The organism is Pectinatus brassicae, from assembly GCF_014201835.1.
Lineage (GTDB): Bacteria > Bacillota > Negativicutes > Selenomonadales > Selenomonadaceae > Pectinatus > Pectinatus brassicae.
Map to the genome: position 1 here is coordinate 1 of NZ_JACHFH010000007.1, position 19,578 is coordinate 19,578.

At 35.2% G+C, this 19,578-nt stretch carries 14 protein-coding genes; all 14 read left to right on the forward strand.

Translation table 11 applies throughout. The annotated features are described in order from the left end of the window. Positions 1 to 426 precede the first annotated feature (426 nt). The 14 genes from HNR32_RS03660 (at position 427) to HNR32_RS03725 (ending at position 19,571) form a co-directional block, all read left to right on the forward strand. Positions 427 to 1,287, forward strand: coding sequence for a hypothetical protein (locus HNR32_RS03660; RefSeq protein ID WP_183859776.1), 861 nt, complete (start codon positions 427 to 429; stop codon positions 1,285 to 1,287). A 301-nt stretch (positions 1,288 to 1,588) separates the two neighbouring features. Beyond that, a complete protein-coding gene (locus tag HNR32_RS03665) occupies positions 1,589 to 1,921 on the forward strand; it encodes a hypothetical protein (protein WP_183859778.1) in 333 nt (110 codons plus the stop codon). A gap of 17 nt (positions 1,922 to 1,938) precedes the next feature. Continuing rightward, complete coding sequence (locus HNR32_RS03670; protein ID WP_183859781.1) at positions 1,939 to 2,136, forward strand: hypothetical protein; 198 nt, start codon at positions 1,939 to 1,941, stop codon at positions 2,134 to 2,136. 85 nt (positions 2,137 to 2,221) lie between these two features. After that, a complete protein-coding gene (locus tag HNR32_RS03675) occupies positions 2,222 to 2,737 on the forward strand; it encodes a hypothetical protein (RefSeq protein WP_183859783.1) in 516 nt (171 codons plus the stop codon). A gap of 150 nt (positions 2,738 to 2,887) precedes the next feature. Then, positions 2,888 to 4,006, forward strand: coding sequence for a PsbP-related protein (locus HNR32_RS03680; RefSeq protein WP_183859785.1), 1,119 nt, complete (start codon positions 2,888 to 2,890; stop codon positions 4,004 to 4,006). A gap of 308 nt (positions 4,007 to 4,314) precedes the next feature. Beyond that, complete coding sequence (locus HNR32_RS03685; protein ID WP_183859787.1) at positions 4,315 to 5,253, forward strand: TIGR03299 family phage/plasmid-derived protein; 939 nt, start codon at positions 4,315 to 4,317, stop codon at positions 5,251 to 5,253. Positions 5,254 to 5,338: 85 nt separating this feature from the next. Next, positions 5,339 to 6,280, forward strand: coding sequence for a YqaJ viral recombinase family nuclease (locus HNR32_RS03690; protein ID WP_183859789.1), 942 nt, complete (start codon positions 5,339 to 5,341; stop codon positions 6,278 to 6,280). Positions 6,281 to 6,294: 14 nt separating this feature from the next. After that, the gene (locus HNR32_RS03695) at positions 6,295 to 7,071 is read left to right on the forward strand and encodes a hypothetical protein (protein WP_183859791.1); all 777 of its coding nucleotides are present in this window, start codon (positions 6,295 to 6,297) and stop codon (positions 7,069 to 7,071) included. Positions 7,072 to 7,567: 496 nt separating this feature from the next. Beyond that, the gene (locus HNR32_RS03700; protein WP_183859793.1) at positions 7,568 to 8,560 is read left to right on the forward strand and encodes a hypothetical protein; all 993 of its coding nucleotides are present in this window, start codon (positions 7,568 to 7,570) and stop codon (positions 8,558 to 8,560) included. 148 nt (positions 8,561 to 8,708) lie between these two features. Next, entirely contained in the window at positions 8,709 to 9,917 is a 1,209-nt protein-coding gene (locus HNR32_RS03705) for an ATP-binding protein (protein ID WP_183859795.1), read from the forward strand. Positions 9,918 to 10,314: 397 nt separating this feature from the next. Continuing rightward, entirely contained in the window at positions 10,315 to 11,760 is a 1,446-nt protein-coding gene (locus HNR32_RS03710) for a hypothetical protein (protein WP_183859797.1), read from the forward strand. After that, positions 11,757 to 13,343 carry a hypothetical protein gene (locus HNR32_RS03715; RefSeq protein ID WP_183859799.1) on the forward strand — a complete coding sequence of 529 codons (1,587 nt, stop codon included), beginning with the start codon at positions 11,757 to 11,759 and terminating at the stop codon, positions 13,341 to 13,343. The genes HNR32_RS03710 and HNR32_RS03715 overlap by 4 nt, the downstream gene beginning before the upstream one ends. Beyond that, positions 13,340 to 14,359 (forward strand): hypothetical protein, encoded by a 1,020-nt coding sequence (locus tag HNR32_RS03720; RefSeq protein WP_183859801.1) that lies wholly within the window; start codon positions 13,340 to 13,342, stop codon positions 14,357 to 14,359. Before HNR32_RS03715 ends, HNR32_RS03720 begins: the two co-directional genes overlap by 4 nt. Then, positions 14,352 to 19,571 (forward strand): DEAD/DEAH box helicase family protein, encoded by a 5,220-nt coding sequence (locus HNR32_RS03725; protein WP_183859803.1) that lies wholly within the window; start codon positions 14,352 to 14,354, stop codon positions 19,569 to 19,571. The genes HNR32_RS03720 and HNR32_RS03725 overlap by 8 nt, the downstream gene beginning before the upstream one ends. Positions 19,572 to 19,578: the final 7 nt, after the last annotated feature.

Consider the following 19,578-nt stretch of genomic DNA (forward strand, 5'->3'; position numbering starts at 1 on the left):
GTAGATTGTTGTTTAGCGATTACATTCTAACACAAGGTTCATCATTATGGATTTTATTTATTTGTTCAATTTCATTTTACAACTGACCAATTAAAAGAAGACATTATTATTGATATAAATAAAAATAGAGAATTAAATAGTAAACAAGTACTTAATCAGGTTTTTGAAACAATATTTGATTTTATAATCAAGGAATATGTCGGATTTAATATATTTCCTAAAAATATAAGTATCTATAAGCATATTTTTGAAGCATGTTTTTTTACTACATTATGTATTTTTATTAATACAACTAAACGTATTAAAGGTATATCACTTAGAAGATTTTTATATGATACTTCACCAAATAAATACAATTTTAAGGGTTCTTATAATGAAGAAAGATCAAAATATTATTTTGACTATGATTATCCAGAAAAAGACTCGTTGGGATTTAAGATTATTGAGCAAGAAGCAATAAAATTAAGGAAAATAAGAAATAGATTGTTATCAAAAAGGCAAACTTATATAAAAAGATCTGAAGGGTCAGTAATGAGCATAGATTTAAAATTCGAATGGTCATTTATGTATGTTTTGGAAAAATTAGCAAATTCTAATGAGGATTTATTTGATACATATAAGAGAATTGGCAATTTATATAATGATGTAGGTAAAGTACTGAGCTGGAATACCTCAGTGAATTTAGATAAAGCTCACCATCGTGAATTAGTAGATGCATATAATAAATTTTTGAGTAAATTAAAAAAAATAGAATATAAAAACTTAGTAGATCTTCAAAAAGAAATACTGTTGCATATATGTAAAGATAAATTGTATTATGGTATTAATATGTATAGATTTGAGCGGCAATTAAGATTATTCACTATTAGGAATGAAATAGGATATTTACTTAAGGCTAAAGATGATGAAGAAGAACGTTATTTTATAAAAAAATCAATTATTTTAAATGATCTTCACTTTCCTAAGCTGTATAATGATTTTAGTGCATTTAATGAGATTGATACTGTATTATCATATATGCAGCAATTTTCATCGCTTAAGAGTTGTGTTATAGGACCAAGTTGCCTAATTCTTGATAAATTAATAGAATTAAATATTTTTGGACAAAACTGGGAACAGCTTTTTCTTGATAATATAAATAATTTGACTGAAAAAGTTTTTTATAATCCTGATAAAATCGATTATAATGTTATAATAAGCTCACAGGAAAAATTTGAAAAAATTTTGAAGGCACCAGTAGAGTTTATGATTCATCAAATAGCGAAAATGTTTAAAGAGGAAATATGAATTATCAAATAAGCTCTGTATATAACTATATATTCTTAATATGACCTTAGAAGAATCCCCATGCCAATTTATGGCATGGGGATTAATTTTATTTAAGGGAGCTGAAAAATGTATATTATGAAATTACTAACGTGATATTGTTAACTTCTAAAATCATAATTTTCAGTAGAATAAATATTACCCTATTTGTATTCGTAAAAGGAAGTGTTTTACGGAGCTGAAAAAAAGCATGGTTAGTATTTGATTTGGGGATTTTTGCATTGTTATAATTTTAGTGGTTTTATGAAGGGAGGACAGTCAGTTGATTAATATTGATTTTGATAATATCAATGATGACATTGTATATGAAGCATTTGAAGTTGAGGGTAATGAAGTTAATGCCTTTAATGATAGCTACCTAGAATTATTTGAGCTTATTGGTAAGGAGGCGATGCTTAAACTATTTAAGCATTTTCGTGGTGATAAGATAGATTGTCCTATGCGTTTATATCGTCCCGAATATATTGCGGATATTGCTAAGTCGATATCAAATAGACGAGATCGTGCTAAAATTGCGAGGGCTGGTGGGTATTCGGCTAAGGTGATCGAAGGAATATTAAATAAACGCAGGAAAGAAAATGATGCTAAATCATAAATAAGAGAGGTGTTGTAATGGAAACAATAGCATTTTTAATTTATTTTGCAGTAGCTTGGAATGCAATAAACTATTTGCAAAATAGAATAGGATTAACATTCTTTATGAATTTACGAGGTTTTGCACAATTAATGCTTTATAAAGTATTTGCAGCTGTTTTATTTGGTTGGATAATAATTCCTATTACATTAGTTCATAGACTAATTAAAAGATAAGTAAAATTTCATAAAATAATTATTGACTAGATGCCAAATGCTTGATACCAGAAAAATAAATTTTATATAATATGGAGGCGTTAATATGTTTGGTTCAAAAAAAATAGAAAATATCGAAAAAGAAAATGCAGAATTCAGCAATAATATACAAAAAAAGAAAAAAAGTAACAAATTAAAATACGTGCTATACAGTATAGTTGCTTTAGTGGTCGTGTTTATCGTTATAGCAAATTGGGAAGGAAGTACAAATTATGTATCTACAGTAGAAAAGCATAAACCTTTAACTAGCCAAGGAATGATGCTTACATATGCTGATGTATTAAATAAATATATTGAATCGCCAAAATGGGAATCAAGTGAATCGGGCGACATTGGGTATGTTGATATAAGCGGAATAATAAAAGGTTCAAATAAAAAGATAGATGTAAAAATTAAAGTAGCGCCCATGGCTAATGACTCAAAGCATGTTTCAATAAGGCCAGAGTCTATAACACTTAATAGCAATTCACCTTCTACGCAAGCAGCTGCTGAACAAATATTATTATATATGTTTTCAGCTTGTCAGCGAGGAGAGACAGACATTGGCTATTATTTCAATTAAGTAATGAATTTCTAAAAAATATATAAGTAATTAGATTAATGCGTATGGGAGTGCAATATAATTTCCATGCGCATATTATTTATCAGGGTAGTTTTATAATAGTGAACAGCAAAACTTGATTAATACATTAAAATACAGGGGGGGCTAATTTTGAAAGAATTATTTATGATACTATTTGCAGTTATTTTATTCTTATGCACTGCATGTTCAAGTGATAAAGAAACTAATAGTGACAATAAGCCAGTTCAACTTTCGCAAACTTATAAAAATGAAACAGAAGGGTTTAGTTTTAAATATCCAAAAGACTGGCAGGTAAAAAAAGGTAATATATCATCTGAACTTATTAAAATTCAATCACCTGATGGAATGGCAAAAATTATGGTTTTTAAAATAGTAACAAACCCATTTGGGATTTTAACAGATGATCAGGAAGCAGTTAAGAACGCTGTTAATGAGATGCATGAGTTTGTTTCAACTAGTAATATAAAATTTGGTGATATACCTGTGAAAGAGCTAGTCTATCAGACAAATGGACTAAAAGGTGATTATATATCAAAAAATTATTTCTATGTGTTAGGTGGAAATAGCTATCAAGTTATTTGTTCATTTAAAATAAGTGAACGAGAAAAATATGAACCAATAATAGAAGCAATTGTAAAAAGCTATACTGTCACTGGCGCACATAGTGAGCTAAGTGGACATTCAACTATAAATATAGCTGAAGCTAAAACAATTATTCAAACATGGGTTAATATGCATAAATTTCCTTCATCGGTTTCTATTACTGATGGTGATGAAAAGCCGCATAAATTACCTAGCTCAAATGAAGAATACTATATGTTTCAATTACAAGGTCTGCATCGAGTGTATGATATTCTTGTAGATGTAAAAACTAAAGAATTATTTGTGTATGAAACGGGAAAACCTGAAAAATTAGAACCGTGGTATCACAAATATATTGAGCCATATGTTAATACTAATAATGCTGATAGTAGTAAAGAGAGTAATTATATTGATAAAAACTTTGAATGGGTTGAAAGGCCTCATGTTAATAATGAAAATATTATTGGTAAAATAAAAAATATATCTACTGGGGAACGACGTAAAATTTCTATTAGTTTTCTTTTATATGACTATCAAGGTAACCAAATCGGCACGACCGTCGATATTACGCCAATATTAAAAGAGGGGATAGTTTGGAGTTTTAAAGCTCCAGTACATGATGCAAAGGTTACTGATTATGAATTGGGAGAAATAAACTACCAATAAAACAGGTCGTTATAATTAAGTTGATCGAAGATGTACATCTTTCAATTATATATTATTAATTAAATATATATAGAAGGAGGTAATTTAATGTCTAGGGAAAAAATTAGTGAGTATATATTATTTGCAGCTTCTGTGGTAATTACTACTTTAAAAGCTATTATCGAACAAAAAGATTCACAGGAGAATAATAAGCAAAAGTAATACTGATTTAAAAGAAGGGCTTCCAATGCGGAAGCCCTTTTAGTATTTTAGGAGTTATTTATTTTAGCTAACAATAAAATTATATAGATTTTAAGGGAGAGATTATTATGTCAGCAAATGTAGAAACAATGTTTTATACGAGAGTAGCACCATGGCATGGACTTGGTGTTCGTGTAGAATCAGCTTTAAATTCAACGGAAGCTATTGAACAATCAGGGCTTAACTGGAATGTAATTCAGCGTCCCATTATGACGGATACTTATACTACAATTCCAGGTTATAAAGCTAATATTAGGGATATTGATGAAAAAGTTCTTGGTGTAGTTACTGACCGCTATAAGGTTGTCCAAAATTCAGAAGCATTTGCATTTACAGATGCTTTATTAGGCGAAGGGGTACGTTATGAAACAGCAGGGGCTTTGCAAGGTGGTCGTAAGATTTGGCTACTTGCTAAACTTCCAGATAAATACATTATTGAGGGAGAACAAATTGAGCCATATCTTGTATTTAGCAGCTCGCATGATGGTAATGGTGCTATTAAAGTAGCAATGACTCCTGTAAGGGTAGTTTGTCAAAATACACTTAATATGGCATTGTCTTCAGCTAGACGTATGTGGTCAACTGTGCATGTAGGTAATTTGGTTAATAAAATGGATGATGCACATAATACGCTATTATTAGCAGAGAAATACATGGGTAAACTTGGAGCCGAAATTTCGCACCTATCTAAAATAAAACTGACTGATACTAAAGTCATGGAGTATATTGATATGCTGCTTCCAATGAATGATAATCCTACTGATATTCATAAGAAAAATATAATACGGGTTAGGGAAGATATGAAGTTAAGATATTTCGATGCGCCAGATCTTAAGGGATATGTTGGCAAAAATGCTTATCGTTTTATCTGCGCAGTATCAGATTTTGCTACACATAGCCAACCGCTTCGGGAAACTGCAAATTATAGGGAGAATGTATTTGCAAAAACGGTTGAAGGTAATCCGTTGATTGATAAAGCCTATGAACTTGTGCGCTCAGCAGGATAATTATATCTATAGAATCAGATTAAATACGGGTATGTGATAAATTGTCACATACCCGTATTTTATTATATAAAACGAGGTGTAGCAAATGACAATTATTTTAGCGTCAACTGAAAACATGCCCTATGATGAGTGGCTTAATTGGCGGAAAAAGGGGATTGGCGGGTCAGATGCTTCTGTAGTATGTGGCGTTAACCGTTATAAATCGCCTGTAGAACTTTGGATGGATAAAACAAATCAAATACCTTATCAAGAAGCAGGAGAAGCCGCTTATTGGGGAAATCAGCTTGAATCCTTAGTTAGGACAGAATTTACCAAGAGAACTGGGATTGAAGTTAATTTAACTAAAAAGCTTTTGCAAAGTGAAGCTCATCCATTTATGTTAGCAAATTTAGATGGTGAGTGCATTCATCCAATTCATGGGAAATGTGTATTTGAAGCAAAAACAGCATCAGCTTATAAAGTAAGTGAATGGGATGATGCCATACCAGATGAATATATGTTACAAGTTCAACATTATATGGCTGTTACTGGATATATGGGGACATATATTGCTGTCTTAATTGGTGGAAATACTTTTCGCTGGAAATTTATTGAACGTGATGAAGCATTAATTTCAATGTTAATTCAATTAGAATCGGACTTTTGGAAACATGTCCAAGATATTATTCCTCTGCCATTGGATGGATCAAAAGCAGCAGCTAAATTTCTTGGTGAACGATTTCCTAATAGTATATCTGCATCTAAAACAAAATTACCAGATACAGCTATTAAATTTATACAACAATATGAAAATGCCTGTACCAATGTCAATAAATATTCAGAACAAAAGCAAGAAGCAGAAAATCAGCTAAAAAATATGTTAGGCGATAATGAAATTGGTACTGTGGACGATCGAGTTGTTGCGTGGAAAAGCATATCTCAGGAACGTTTAGATGGAAAGACCTTAAAGACTGAACATCCAAGACTTTATAAAAAATATGCAAATAAAACATCATACCGACGCTTTTCCATAAAAGCGGCTATGTAAAAGGGAGAATTATTATGAATACGGAAAAATTAAAAGATAAACTAGGGGATAAATTACAGGCTTTGCAGGAACCTAAGCAAGAAATAGCTAGTTTAACTAAGCCAAATACGACAATAGTTCCGATTGATTCTAACTATATAGCATTAACAAATAATGCGTTAGATATTATCAAGGAGAATTTAAAGAATCAACCATTATCAGTTCAACTCTTTGATATTGTTAAGTCCCCGTCTGGTGGTGCAACTTCATTTACTGTACCGGGGTTATCTGGAGATGAAATATATAAAGAATTAACAGGTATTGTACTTGATTATGCTACACCTCGTGCTTATTGGGATACTCCTGATCCAGTAGAAGGTACGCCACCAGTATGCTATAGCCACGATAGCTTGATGTCATATGAAGGGAAACCTTGTAAGCATTGCCCGTTTAATGATTTTGGTTCAAAAGATGGCGAGTCCAATGCTAAGGCTTGCAAGGAATTTGTAATGATATTCCTTTTACGCCCAGATAATATAATGCCAATTATTATTAGGGTTCCAGTAACAAGTAAATTGATTTTCCAGCGTTATATGACAAGGTTAATTGGAAAAATGATGCCATTATCTGGAGTGGTTACAAAAATAACATTAGATAAAACAACCAATAAAACAGGGCAGCCCTATTCGCTATATAATTTTGAGGCCGTTAGCATCCTTAGTTCAGAAGAAAGTGCGAAAGCTAGAACTTTTGGTAAACAATTTATGGATATAGTTAACGCTGCTGAACTTAATATTCAGGAAGCTAGTTAATGTGATAGTTGAATAGAAAATAGATGGGGGTTATCCTGTCTATTTTTTTATATATTTATTAGCAATAAATGGTGATCTAAATGAATTTTATTGAGGTGTACAATATAGAATTATTACTTAAAAAGTAATTAAATCTTTTAAATATGATGGGTAAAAGTTCTAGTTGCTCATAGCATAATATTTAATATATCTATAGTAATAATATATCCTTTTAATAGTAGAAGATATGAAATAGATAAAGTGGTAATATTATTTATATTATTAGAGTGAAAATTTGGCTTTATAAATTAATATTAGTGTAACAAGAAAGGATTTGTCATGTAGGAATTATTATTTATTATATAAAGCATATACATATAAGTAAAAAAGAATAGATCAATAAAAGTTTACTGGGAATAGTAATAAGTAGCTATGCAATGAGAATAACACGATGATAATAGAAAATATGATAGAAAAAATACAAGAAATAGTTGTAATATAGATTGGAGGAATTAAAATGATTTATGCACCACATACATTCGAGCTTTCGCTTATACTTAATACAAGTGATTTTGGCAAATGGAAAAATAATGCATATAAAAATGCAGAAGGAAATTATCGGTTATATAGGAAAAATAATATTATTCGTGATGATGCTTTTAAAGATAAAGGTGTTAAAATTGAATATCATGACAATACTTTCAAGAAAAAAATTAAACTTATAGTAAATCCCACTAAGTTGCTTGGAGGTAATGATATAAAAAAATTATGGAAACCTAATAACGGTAATATATTGGAGCTTTTACGTAAAGTGAAAATATATGTTAAGGCATATTTTGACGCTGAATATAAATTGGGCGATTTTAAATTAACCCGTATAGATTTTACTGTGAATATTAATGTTGGCGATAAAAAAAGCGTGTCTGCCTATATAAAAGTATTACATAACATTGGAAAAGTTAAAGGTTTCAAACCGAAGTATGACAAAAATGATAAAAAGATTGATAATGATTTGAGTTTTGATTTGGACGGCAATTCCAATGGAATTGAATTTACAGCGTACGATAAAGAGGCTGCATCTGAGAAAAAAGAAGCAAAAGGAATTTTACGTGCAGAAGTACGGTTAAAAAAACAGAAAGCTATTTGCAAGTATACGGATGAAACCGCTACAGCAAAACAAATAAAACAATTGGCAAAAAATAGTGAAAAAATATTTTTAGAGATTTTTTCGCATATAGTTCCATATGGGAATTATTATAAAAAAAATAAAGCTGTGCAACTAATTGAGGATAATATTTCCAAACAAAAGTCTAGAACAAAGATGATTCAATTGATAGAACTTATACCGAAAAAGAAATCACTATATCTTGCCCAAAAAGAAATGAACGATAGAAATATTGATAAAATAATGATAATGTTTGCAGAAATCAACGTATCACCCGTGACTATTAGTAAGAGGCAGAAAATAAGTTCCCTTAAAAATTTATATTCGTATTTAATTGAAGAATAATAAAGCTTTGGCAGACAGGAGGCTCTTAGAAGCCTACTGTCTATGCCATGAAAATTATCAATATTGATAATATATTTCGGTTATAACCATAAAAACTATTGATTTTTTATGTTGTTTAGACTATATTACTTGCAAGGGGGTGGTGACTATGATTATAAGGCAATCTTATATTGATCAAATTACACCATTTATTGATATGCCGTTAGTAAAGATTCTAACTGGGGTTCGCCGTTGTGGAAAGTCAACCATTATGCTGCTGCTCATGGAAGAACTTAAACAAAGAGGGATATCTGAAAACTGTATAGTACGTTTTAACTTTGATACCTTGGAATGGCAGAATGCTGATGCGAAACAAGTATTTGAGGTTATCAAAGGTAAACTTGTTACAGATGAACGCACATATTTGTTTTTGGATGAGATTCAAGAAATAGAACATTGGGAACGGCTGGTCAATACCTTCATGGAGGAAGGTGAATACAATGTTGATATTTTTGTCACCGGGTCTAATTCTAAAATGATGTCCTCGGAAATATCGACTTATTTGACCGGACGGTATGTTTCGTTTCGCGTATATCCGCTTTCTTTTGCTGAGTATTTAGATTTTAGGAAAGCATATGGTGAGATGCAAGACCTCTCCAAGGAATTTTTACGTTATATTGAATATGGCGGCTTTCCTGCCGTTCATATTAAACAGCTTACGCCAGACGAAGCTTATACCATCGTGAAAGATATTTATAACACTACTATTTTTACTGATATTGTTAAGCGCAACCAAATTCGGAAGGTTGACCAGTTAGAGCGTATAGTGAAGTATGCTTTTGATAACATTGGCAATACCTTTTCGGCGAATTCTATAAAAGGTTTTTTGACAAGCCAGAGCCGGAGTATAGATGTAGAGACGGTCTATAATTATCTTTCGAAGCTAGAAAGCGCCTATATCTTGAATCGGTGCTCACGTCAGGATTTACAAGGTAGAGAGATTTTGAAAACGCAAGAGAAGTTCTATTTGGCGGATAATGCATTTAAGCATGCAGTATTAGGATATAAGCAGGCTGATATATCGCAAACTCTTGAAAATATTGTATACTTAGAGCTTCGGCGGCGCGGGTATGATGTTTATGTAGGTAAACTTGACACCAAAGAGATTGATTTTGTTGCTGAAAAGCAAGGTAAGAATATCTATGTTCAGGTTGCCTATCTTTTAACCGATAAAAAAACACAGGAACGGGAATTTGGTAATCTGCTTCAAATCGAAGATAATTTCCCTAAGTTTGTGGTCAGCATGGATGAGGTGGATATGTCTCAAAAGGGAATTATCCATTTGAATATCAAAGATTTCTTGTTGAATAATTGGTGAAGATCAGTTGCTATCTTAATGTTAGGATTAGCGGCTGATCTCTATTCATATGTACTACACTTTAAGGGGGAGATGTTTGCTTTTAGGGAATGTTTTCATAAAATACTATTATAAAAGTATTTTATGCCACTTTATCCTAGTGTAGTGGCACATTGATATTTAACTTTTTACTTTTTGTCTCACTTGATATTCTGGCGATGTATGGAAATTCAATTTACTAAAAGTCGATATGTCAATACACTAGAGAAGGAAAATAGCGATAAATATTGAAGTGTTAAATTATTGTATATGAGGTATACATTGAATTGAGGCCACGGCAATGCAGTTTGCAAATGAGGTTTAGTACAAAAATGAAGAGTTAAAATATTTCATTCTAGTTGGAAAGGAACGTTGTGAAATGCAAAAAAAAGCGTACGATACAATTTTATCGGACTATGTTGATGCGGAATCTGCGGCTAAAGGCAGTGGTTTTGAACCATACCGTTATAAATGCGCTTGCTGTTGGGAAGAAGTGCATTTGTGTGCTGCAGACAGTCGTAATCAAGCTACTCACTTCAGACATCGTAATGGTAACAATAATGTTGAATGTGAGAATTATCTTGGCAATCGCAACGCTATTATTAACAGTGCACTTTTTCATCGTAATGTCAGGGATAAAATTGAGTTCTACTTTTCGAACTCTACGAAACTGTTCAGTATTGGTGTAAAGTTTGATGCTGATGAGATTTCGACTTATGAACAAGACGAAGCAAGTCTTCAGGTTAAGACTTCGTATACAGCAAAGCCGTTGATTTCCATTCCTATTAGAAGTAGCAGGTTTTACCCGAATATTTCAGAACTTATTCCTATTAGTAAGTTTTCATGGGAGTACTATGTTTCTTCTTCGAATGATTCCAAACCACACAAATGTGAACTATTTAGGAAAGATAAGCGTGGGTATTTATACCCATCTTTCTTTAAAATTCAAGCTCAAGGTGATGGTGGTGATTTCAAAGCAAAGCTTATCCGTAGTGACACCTTATATACGAACACTCCATATTTGATAGTATTTACGCACTTGTATCATCCTATGAGTTTTCAGCAAGATGTGAAAGTAGGAGAAGTAATTAGCTTTAAGACTATGGACAGGGATTTTGCTGGTGTAGTTGTAGCTTTTACTCGGAAAACAGCAAGCGTAGAACACCAACTTGGATTGTGGAAATACAAACTGGAAACAAATGAGACACTAACGTTGGTATGGCCTCCTTCTTCACTGGTTAATGAATCAATGCTGATTTGTACTGATTACGCGTATCTGTTCTCAACGTTTGAACTGCAAGCACATGGCAATATAAACGTGCCTTCTGATAACATTGAAAGGTTTGAAAATGGAATTTCAAAGGTTTCAATAAACGGTCGAACCAAAATATACAAGAAAAACGCAGAGCTTGTGCTTGAAAAGTGCAAAGAAACATCGTATGAATACGATGTCATTTCAGTTGCACAAGAGACAGCAAAAAACTATGTTGCGTCAGATGTCAGTGCATTTCTCTTTAATCGTTCGGGTGTATCTCCAATGAGCAAGGGAATGTCTGTCTTACTGACACACTGTAGTGAAGTGCGGCATTATTCATATGGATATCTTGATAGTATTGTCACTGTAGCAAACGATACGGTTACTTTGACTGGTAACCGTCTTCTTCAGGATATACTCATGTATTATAAAAGGACGGAAGCATTCAACTGGGCTGGCTATGAATCGCTCGAACTTAGTCATACCGCTTTTCAGTATATTGAAAGTTGCGAAAAAACAGGGTTGATAAACTCTGTGGCAAAACACTTTATTGAGGAGGGGTGGATATGAATTATCTTCCAATACTAACCGAAGCTGAAATCAAGTATATTTGTTCGGTCATCTACATCCAAGATTCGGTATGGTATTTTAAGCGTTATCCCAAAGACTTTGCAAAAATCATGCCGGGTTTTAGACCAACAAGTCTAAAAAATCAGGAGCAAGTAAGTGCGTTGCTGTATAGAAGCCGTAATCAGGCTTTTATTTCCTCGTTTATCGAAAAGCACATAAGCCGTTGGCTTGACGAAATACAAGATGAAATAACTCTGAAAACTGATAAAGGTGAAAGTAAAGAGTCAGCTTGGATGCAGACTTTACCATTTTGCTTTTTTGTGGACAACATCAGTATATTTTTTAAGCTGATTGGCGACGAACAACCAGAACAGTATGTTTCTCTTATTAGTGCAAGTATAAAAAGAATTAGAGATTTAGATATCTCGCACAAAAGGATTAAGACAACGCTGAGCAACAAGAAATCCGAAGTAATGCGGCTTGAGGATGATATCAGGTGTGTTCAATCTGAGTTAGATAAATCCAGCAAGAAGCTTATTGAACATTCATCCGAGATAAAAGCACTCAAACGCACCTGTGCTGATATTGAAAAGCTAGAAGGTATTGTTTGCGCCCGCGAGCAAGAACTTGATATCTTGAAAAAGAAGGCTCAAGAGCGCGATGAATATATACAAAAGCTGAATGACGAACTGTCCGCTTCCAAAGATGCGCAGCTACAACTTGAAATAAAAATAAAAGAAGAAATCAAGCAGCAACGAATAGCCGAATCGATAGAACAAGCAGCCTCTTTAAAGCCAAGAGGCCCAAAGGACATCGAAGAGTTTAAAGAGTTTTTAGAGTATAATTTAGAGAGCCTTGGAGTGGCTACGAACGCTGAGTATTATTTTCTGTTAAAAGAGCATATATGCAAAATTTTGTTTCAAGGAAAGCCCATTATTATTTGTAGGGCTGCAGGTATGGTGCTAATGAGGTGTGTTGCAAACACGCTGGTTGGTTCGGCAAATGTGGATACTCTTTCGTTTGTAACGGACATCTCGGAGCAGCAAATACACGGGTTTTTATCCACTAAAAACCGTATAGTTTGCTTAGATAACTTCATTGGAAATTATAATGAGACGACCTTGCTAACAATTTGTGATAAGCATAGAAATAAGATTATTTTCTTAACTACCGTCTATGAAAGAACGCTCTTTTATATTCCAGAAGAGCTTTTAAAATATTGTATTTACCTTAATCTTAACCGGATTGAGGGATTTACCCATGACCATGCTTTGACAGAAGCCCCGTCCACTATAGATGAAATCGACGCTTCATACCCTACAATTACTCCCGATATTCGTTGGTCATCGCTTCTTAAAGAGATACTCGACGAATTGGGCGTGTGCAGTGCTTTGTCTACATATAAGAGTTCGTTAATCTCAAACGAAGCAAGTTTATGCTGTTTATTAGCATTCGATGTCCTTCCTTTCTGCGTGGATGTTCTTAAGATTTCTCCATTCAGCGTCTCGGAGCGTCTGAACAAGTATGCGGGAGATAAAGGTAGATGTTCACATAAGGGATTATTCAAGAGGTGGTTTGTGTGAAAAACGATCTCATACAAGCCATGTCAGTCGACATGAATATTCCTCGTTTTCAAAACGAGTCTGATGAGTCGTTCGTATACAGGCTATGCTACTCTGCATTAGGACAATGGTGTTTAAGCATCGCAAAAAATGTAAAGGGAATCAGTATAGGGACAACAAAGAATAATCAGACAATAGTACTTAACGATTTATTGGCAAGGTACACAGAACTATTCCCTGATATCTCCAAAAAATTTGTTGATACGAGCAATCAACAGCGTAATATTTCAGTTTCTATGCGAAGAGTTTACGAAGAAACTGGTTATTTACTGACTGATGAGGACAAACACAATAGATTAGCTAACTTTGGAAGGAGCATAAAAATTGGACAGCAGGCATTGTTTTTTGGTCTTCCACAAAAGCCCTATACTGTTAACGGATTAGGTGTGTTTTCGTCACCGTCAGAATATGTGATAGCAGTAAATAACTTTCTCATTAGGGATAGTCTGACCTGTGAAGAATACTTCCAAGCACAATTTGACGCGATAGACTTTTATGACAGGGACATTGATGTTCAAGAATTGGAGTTCTTCAATCCACTATCGAAGAATGTTCCATCTTTGTCATGGAATAAGAATCTGGAAACAGATTGCTCTGTTGCTCGAAAAACGGAAACGGGTCCCTTCTATCGGATGATGAGAACATCCGAAGGAATACTATTTGCGGATGAACCCGTAGAGGTTCATCCTGACAGTTTTATTTCGCACGAATATAGGCGTCTTTATTTCGCAATGAAAGCGCACTATGGAAACTCGGTGAAAGCAACGATTTCAAAGCTTGATAACAAATATTCGAGAATACGGGTAGGTGGACACTTACCTTACCGAGAATACTATTTCTTGCTGCTTTTAGCTTGGCCTGAGAGTACGGCTTTTGATAAAGTTAACTTCATTATACCAAACAGTTTATTAGGAGAAACATATACTATGTTAGAACACATCGGTATCGAAGTAAAAGGAGGTCGCATCCATGAATAGCGTAAATGGAGTTCAACAGTACTATCAAGCAATTCGTGATAGGCTTAGAAACTACATAAAATCAGATTATCTGGCTAACAGTGAAACTTTACTGCTATATGTTGATGATTTGTTGGGAGAATTTTGCTCGGAGTATACAAACATTGCTCGTGAGCCATATATTGAAACATCAGCCTCGTATAAGAAAGTTACGGATGGGATAAAAAACTCTTCACTCATTGAGCAGGGAGTGAAGGATTCGTTGCTCAAGCTCATCCAAGAGAAGCTTGGAATTTTTTCTGACCCGTTTGAGCATCAGGTTTGTGCTCTGGAATGTGCTATGGCAGGACGAGACCTATTTGTTTCCACCGGTACTGGCTCAGGTAAGACCGAGTGCTTCTTGTGGCCAATAATAGCAAAGTGTTTTGATGAAGCGAAAAATCGTCCAGCGCAATTCCAGCAAGAGGCGGTTCGAACGCTGATTATATATCCGATGAATGCCCTTGTTTCCGATCAATTGGCGCGTTTTAGAAAAATCATTGGTGGGGAAAATTTCAGGAAGATATTTACCACGGATACTCACGCAACCCGTATTCCTCATTTTGGTATGTATACTGGAAGAACACCCTACTCGGGAGATGCGAAAACGGCAAGTAGTAAAGAACTGGCAATGACTTTCCGTAAAAACTATCTCGTAGATGCAAATGCAGATGCCGAAACTCAACGTAGGCAACTAAACAATGTTAATGGTCTGAAGAGCATCAATAAGTATCCAGCTAGATTCGGAGAAACCGGACTTGAGTCATTTATCAAAAATCTGGATCAGAATATTCATAAGCCATCGCCATATGACGCTGAGTTCATAACAAGATTTGAGATGCAAAATTGCCCTCCGGACATCCTGATTACTAACTACTCAATGTTAGAGTATATGCTTATGAGGCAACGCGAAGCTAAAATCTGGAATAAAACGAAGGAATGGATTGATGCTTCAACAGACAACAGATTGCAAATAGTGCTGGATGAAGCCCATATGTATCGAGGTTCTGCTGGTGGAGAGATTGCGCTGTTGTTGGAGCGTCTATTTTATCGCTTGGGAATCACTAAGGATAGGGTGCAGTTTATTCTTACAACTGCAAGTATGCCGCAAGGTAAACAAGAAGCAATAAATGATTTTTACTTTGGATTGACGGGAAAAGATGCTTCGGATTGCGAATTCTTGTTCGGTACCAAAGAGCCTGTTCCAGATAAACTAGAAATAAAAACGGACATTGAAGCATTGGCTTCTATAAGTACAGCCCAAGTGCAAGGTGAAATTGCTTTAGCCACCAGAATCAGGACATTTGCGAAGGTGGTATTTAAGTATAACATACCCGACTATTACACCCCACTACAGACACAAGAATGGCTATACGACAACCTTCCCAAATATGAGGCGTTTGTTGTTTTGAACAAGTTGTGTCGTGATGGAGCGAAATCCTATAGTAAAATTAAAGAAGCCTTATTTGGTAATGCAGAGAACGGAGAGAAAGCTCTTGATGCACTCTTGGTAGTGGTTTCACTTGCCGCAAAAGACGGAAATATTCTGTTTCCCGTGAGGTTGCATATGTTCCTTCGCGGTTTGCAAGGCTTGTACGCATGCTCCAATCCAAAGTGTACGTGTGCAAAACATTCTGAAAGCGAGAAGTTGCCGCTTGGAAAGGTTATATCCATACCCAAGGATAAATGTAAATGCGGAGGAAAAGTTTACGAACTTTTCAACCACATTAAGTGTGGTGCTTTGTACTTTCGGGTATATGTTCAAAAAACTGAGGGACAACCTTACTGGTATGTTTTTCCTCAGAGAGGCTTAGATGGTGATGCAAATTCTCTACAAGAATTGTTACTATACGTTGTTCCCCAAAAATATCAGAAAGGCAAGAATGACAAGATTGGTTCCCTTGACCCATTTACAGGTAAACTATATTTATCTCAACAGGAAGATGAGACTTTACTTGATGTTGTATACTACAGTAAAAGCGAAAAAGGAAAAAAGACAGATGCTAAGGGAAAACCTTTTAATTTTGGCGTCTGCCCAAAATGCAAGAAGCCAATGTCCTTGAAGAAGCCTGTTGATTTATCCACCAAGGGGAATATACCATTCTATAATCTCACTAAAGCGCAGTTTGAACTACAACCGCCCAAATCCGATTTGATAAACCAAGGGAGGAAGGTCTTACTTTTTTCTGACTCGCGCCAGAATGCTGCAAAGTTAGCGTTAGACTTATCTAAATCATCTGATGCTGACGCGTTTCGTCAGGCAGTTATGCTTGCATCGCTTTTACTGGAGGTTGATGGTAAAGAGCATTCTTTGGCAGACCTTTATCCAGCGTTTTTGGATGTATGCACTCAGAATAGTCTTACGTTCTTTAGCGGGAAGAGTAAAGTGAAATTCATCGATGATTTACGCACATTTGCAATAAAGAAGAAAAGAGCAGCAGATCATAACCGTATTTTTGATTATTCGTCAGTTGCTCGCGACTACCAGTCAATGCCTGATGACTATTACGAACAAATACTAACTTTCTTTACAGAAAGCCCCCGTTCTTTTAAGGACATTGGTATTGGGTTTTTAGCACCGATATCCGAATTGCTTGAAAACTGCATTTTTGACCTAGAAGATGAAGGGATTGAGCTTCATCAAGAGGATGTGTTCAGACTATTGGTTCTTCTCTTCTGGGATGTCATGGATGATACAGCAGCGCTTGGAGAAACTATTCCGGATGATGTGCGTAAAGGATTACCCGGACGTAGCAAAACGCAAGATTTTGGGCTTGGGTTTGAGTTTTCTGCTAATTTAGATAAAGGGCTGATGCAACGAATTCAAGAGTTGTTTTGCCTTGATGACATAAGCACGGAAAAAATCGTAGGTAAGATACGTGATGAGTTCTTTGGTGCTGCCTCTAATAATCATTACTATATCAAACTTAGTGCCGTGAAAATACAATTGACTGGCACTGACTTTACGTGGTATCGGTGTGTAAAGTGCGGAAAGCTGTCACCATATAAAATCGGTGATTATTGTGGGGCGTGCTTTGTTTCAACGGATTTAAAGCCAATTACTAATTTAGAATTGACTCGCTTTGATTTTTGGAGAATTCCAGTTCTGAATGCTCTTAATAAAATTGAAAGCATTCACACGATAGATACAGAAGAACATACAGCGCAACTATCTCATAAAGAAATTCGTAGTGACACTTGGAGCCGTACTGAAAGGTATGAAATGAGATTCCAAGACATCAATGCAGGTGAACACGGCGAAGATGCGATTGATGTCTTAAGCTGCACAACCACAATGGAAGTAGGTATTGATATCGGATCGTTGACTGCGGTTGGGCTTCGCAATATACCGCCTATGCGTGAAAACTATCAGCAGAGAGCAGGGCGTGCGGGACGTAAAAATGCAGGCATTTCAACAATCGTCACTTATGCTTCTGGAGGTATTCATGATAGCCATTATTTTTTGCATCCAGATGAAATGATTTCCGGTTCGCCGCGCAAACCTTGGATTGACCGTGATAATCCGAAGATAAAGCAACGTCATATCAATATGCTTGCTCTCAACGGATTCATGTCTACGCCAATAATGAATGGACAGTATGATGGCATTGTCGATATCGGGATAATAACATTTTGTGAACAGTATGGAGAGAATTTCATAGAGTATTCCCATTCATTCGAGAAAGAGTCAGGACTATCAACGGTAGCCACAATTACACACTTTCGTGAAATTAGCCTTAATGTATTAGCCGAAGGAAAGCGTGACGAATACATCAACAACGATAAAGAAACGTCTGCGTTTGATGTCTTTTATCGTGAAGGGTTCATACCTTCTTACTCTTTCCCAAAGAATGTTGTGAGATTCTTTGTCGAAAAGGAATCGGAGCGCGGCAAGAATGCTCCTCGTGATATTCAATACGCACCTGAACGAGATATAGCTATTGCTCTGAGTGAATATGCCCCAGGTAGGTTTGTTACCATAGATAAGAAGATATTCAAAAGTGGAGGTATTTACGCGAATCCTCGTCCGAGGGGATTTGAAGCTAATCAGGCTGAGTTCTACTTTAAGAACACTGATTATTACAAGGATATTTATATATGTTCTGAGTGTAACTGGTTCGGACTTGAAAAAGCGGATGAGAAACGCACGACTTGTCCTTATTGCGGTGCAGCAATTGTTAAAAACAAGACACTGCGGCCATGGGGATTCTCACCGGTTAAGGGAGATGAAGTTAAGTATGAGGATGAGGATGAGCAATACACCTATGCTGAAGCCCCTTACTATTCCTATGTTCCTGAAGACACGCAGATGAGAACCTTTAAAAGGAGTCGTATTCGTTTTGTTAATCTTCCGGATAGAAAAGTATTGACCGTTAACATGGGAAAAAGTAAGAATGGCTTTAATATTTGTAGAAAATGTGGAGGAGCAGAGGTAGCTAACCCGAATGGAAATGGGACATTTTCGTTTTCACAACCTTACCATGATAATCATCCTGTTTGTCACCACGATGGGACTGTTGATACAAACATATTTTTGGGATATGAGTTCTTAACAGATATGTTTATGCTTGATATCTCATATGATTCAGTAAGATTGGTGGGTAGTAATGGTGAGGAAGAAAAGAGCATCTTACGGGCAGCAGTAACTACTTTGCACGAGGCACTCAAAAAGGCTGTATCATTAGTTTTGGATATTGATTACAACGAAATCAGTGGTGGATGGCGGCCAAGGAAAATAAACAGCAGTGACCCACACATAGAGATGTTTTTTTACGATAACCTAACAAGTGGCGCAGGATACTCATCGCTAATTGGCTCTATTCTTGATAAGGTTTTCGTTAGTGCAAGAAGCATTCTTTCCGAATGCGAATGCTCTCGTTCTTGCAAGAACTGTCTTGACAACTATTGGAATCAACGATATCATCAGTTGTTTGATAGAAACTTAGGACTACAGTTGCTTGATTTTGCTCAATTTGGCAAGTTGCCAGACGAATACGATATGAGGAAGCAAGCAGGATTACTTGTGCCACTACAAAAGTTAATTTCAGAAGATGGAACTCCGAAACAGATAACGTTCGAAGTTGTCCCTGCTCTTCTGAAAAAAACGGACAACACGAGGTCAAAAATCTACCTTAATCCTTATGATTTGAACGATTGGTTGCCAAACACATTTATGACATATAGAAATTTATAAGCAGAGG

Bases quoted from the DNA above. Each gene is read 5' to 3' on its own strand.
- HNR32_RS03670 (WP_183859781.1), top strand. From the start codon at position 1,939: ATGGAAACAATAGCATTTTTAATTTATTTTGCAGTAGCTTGGAATGCA.
- HNR32_RS03675 (WP_183859783.1), top strand. From the start codon at position 2,222: ATGTTTGGTTCAAAAAAAATAGAAAATATCGAAAAAGAAAATGCAGAA.
- HNR32_RS03685 (WP_183859787.1), top strand. From the start codon at position 4,315: ATGTCAGCAAATGTAGAAACAATGTTTTATACGAGAGTAGCACCATGG.
- HNR32_RS03690 (WP_183859789.1), top strand. From the start codon at position 5,339: ATGACAATTATTTTAGCGTCAACTGAAAACATGCCCTATGATGAGTGG.
- HNR32_RS03695 (WP_183859791.1), top strand. From the start codon at position 6,295: ATGAATACGGAAAAATTAAAAGATAAACTAGGGGATAAATTACAGGCT.
- HNR32_RS03700 (WP_183859793.1), top strand. From the start codon at position 7,568: ATGATTTATGCACCACATACATTCGAGCTTTCGCTTATACTTAATACA.
- HNR32_RS03705 (WP_183859795.1), top strand. From the start codon at position 8,709: ATGATTATAAGGCAATCTTATATTGATCAAATTACACCATTTATTGAT.
- HNR32_RS03710 (WP_183859797.1), top strand. From the start codon at position 10,315: ATGCAAAAAAAAGCGTACGATACAATTTTATCGGACTATGTTGATGCG.
- HNR32_RS03715 (WP_183859799.1), top strand. From the start codon at position 11,757: ATGAATTATCTTCCAATACTAACCGAAGCTGAAATCAAGTATATTTGT.
- HNR32_RS03725 (WP_183859803.1), top strand. From the start codon at position 14,352: ATGAATAGCGTAAATGGAGTTCAACAGTACTATCAAGCAATTCGTGAT.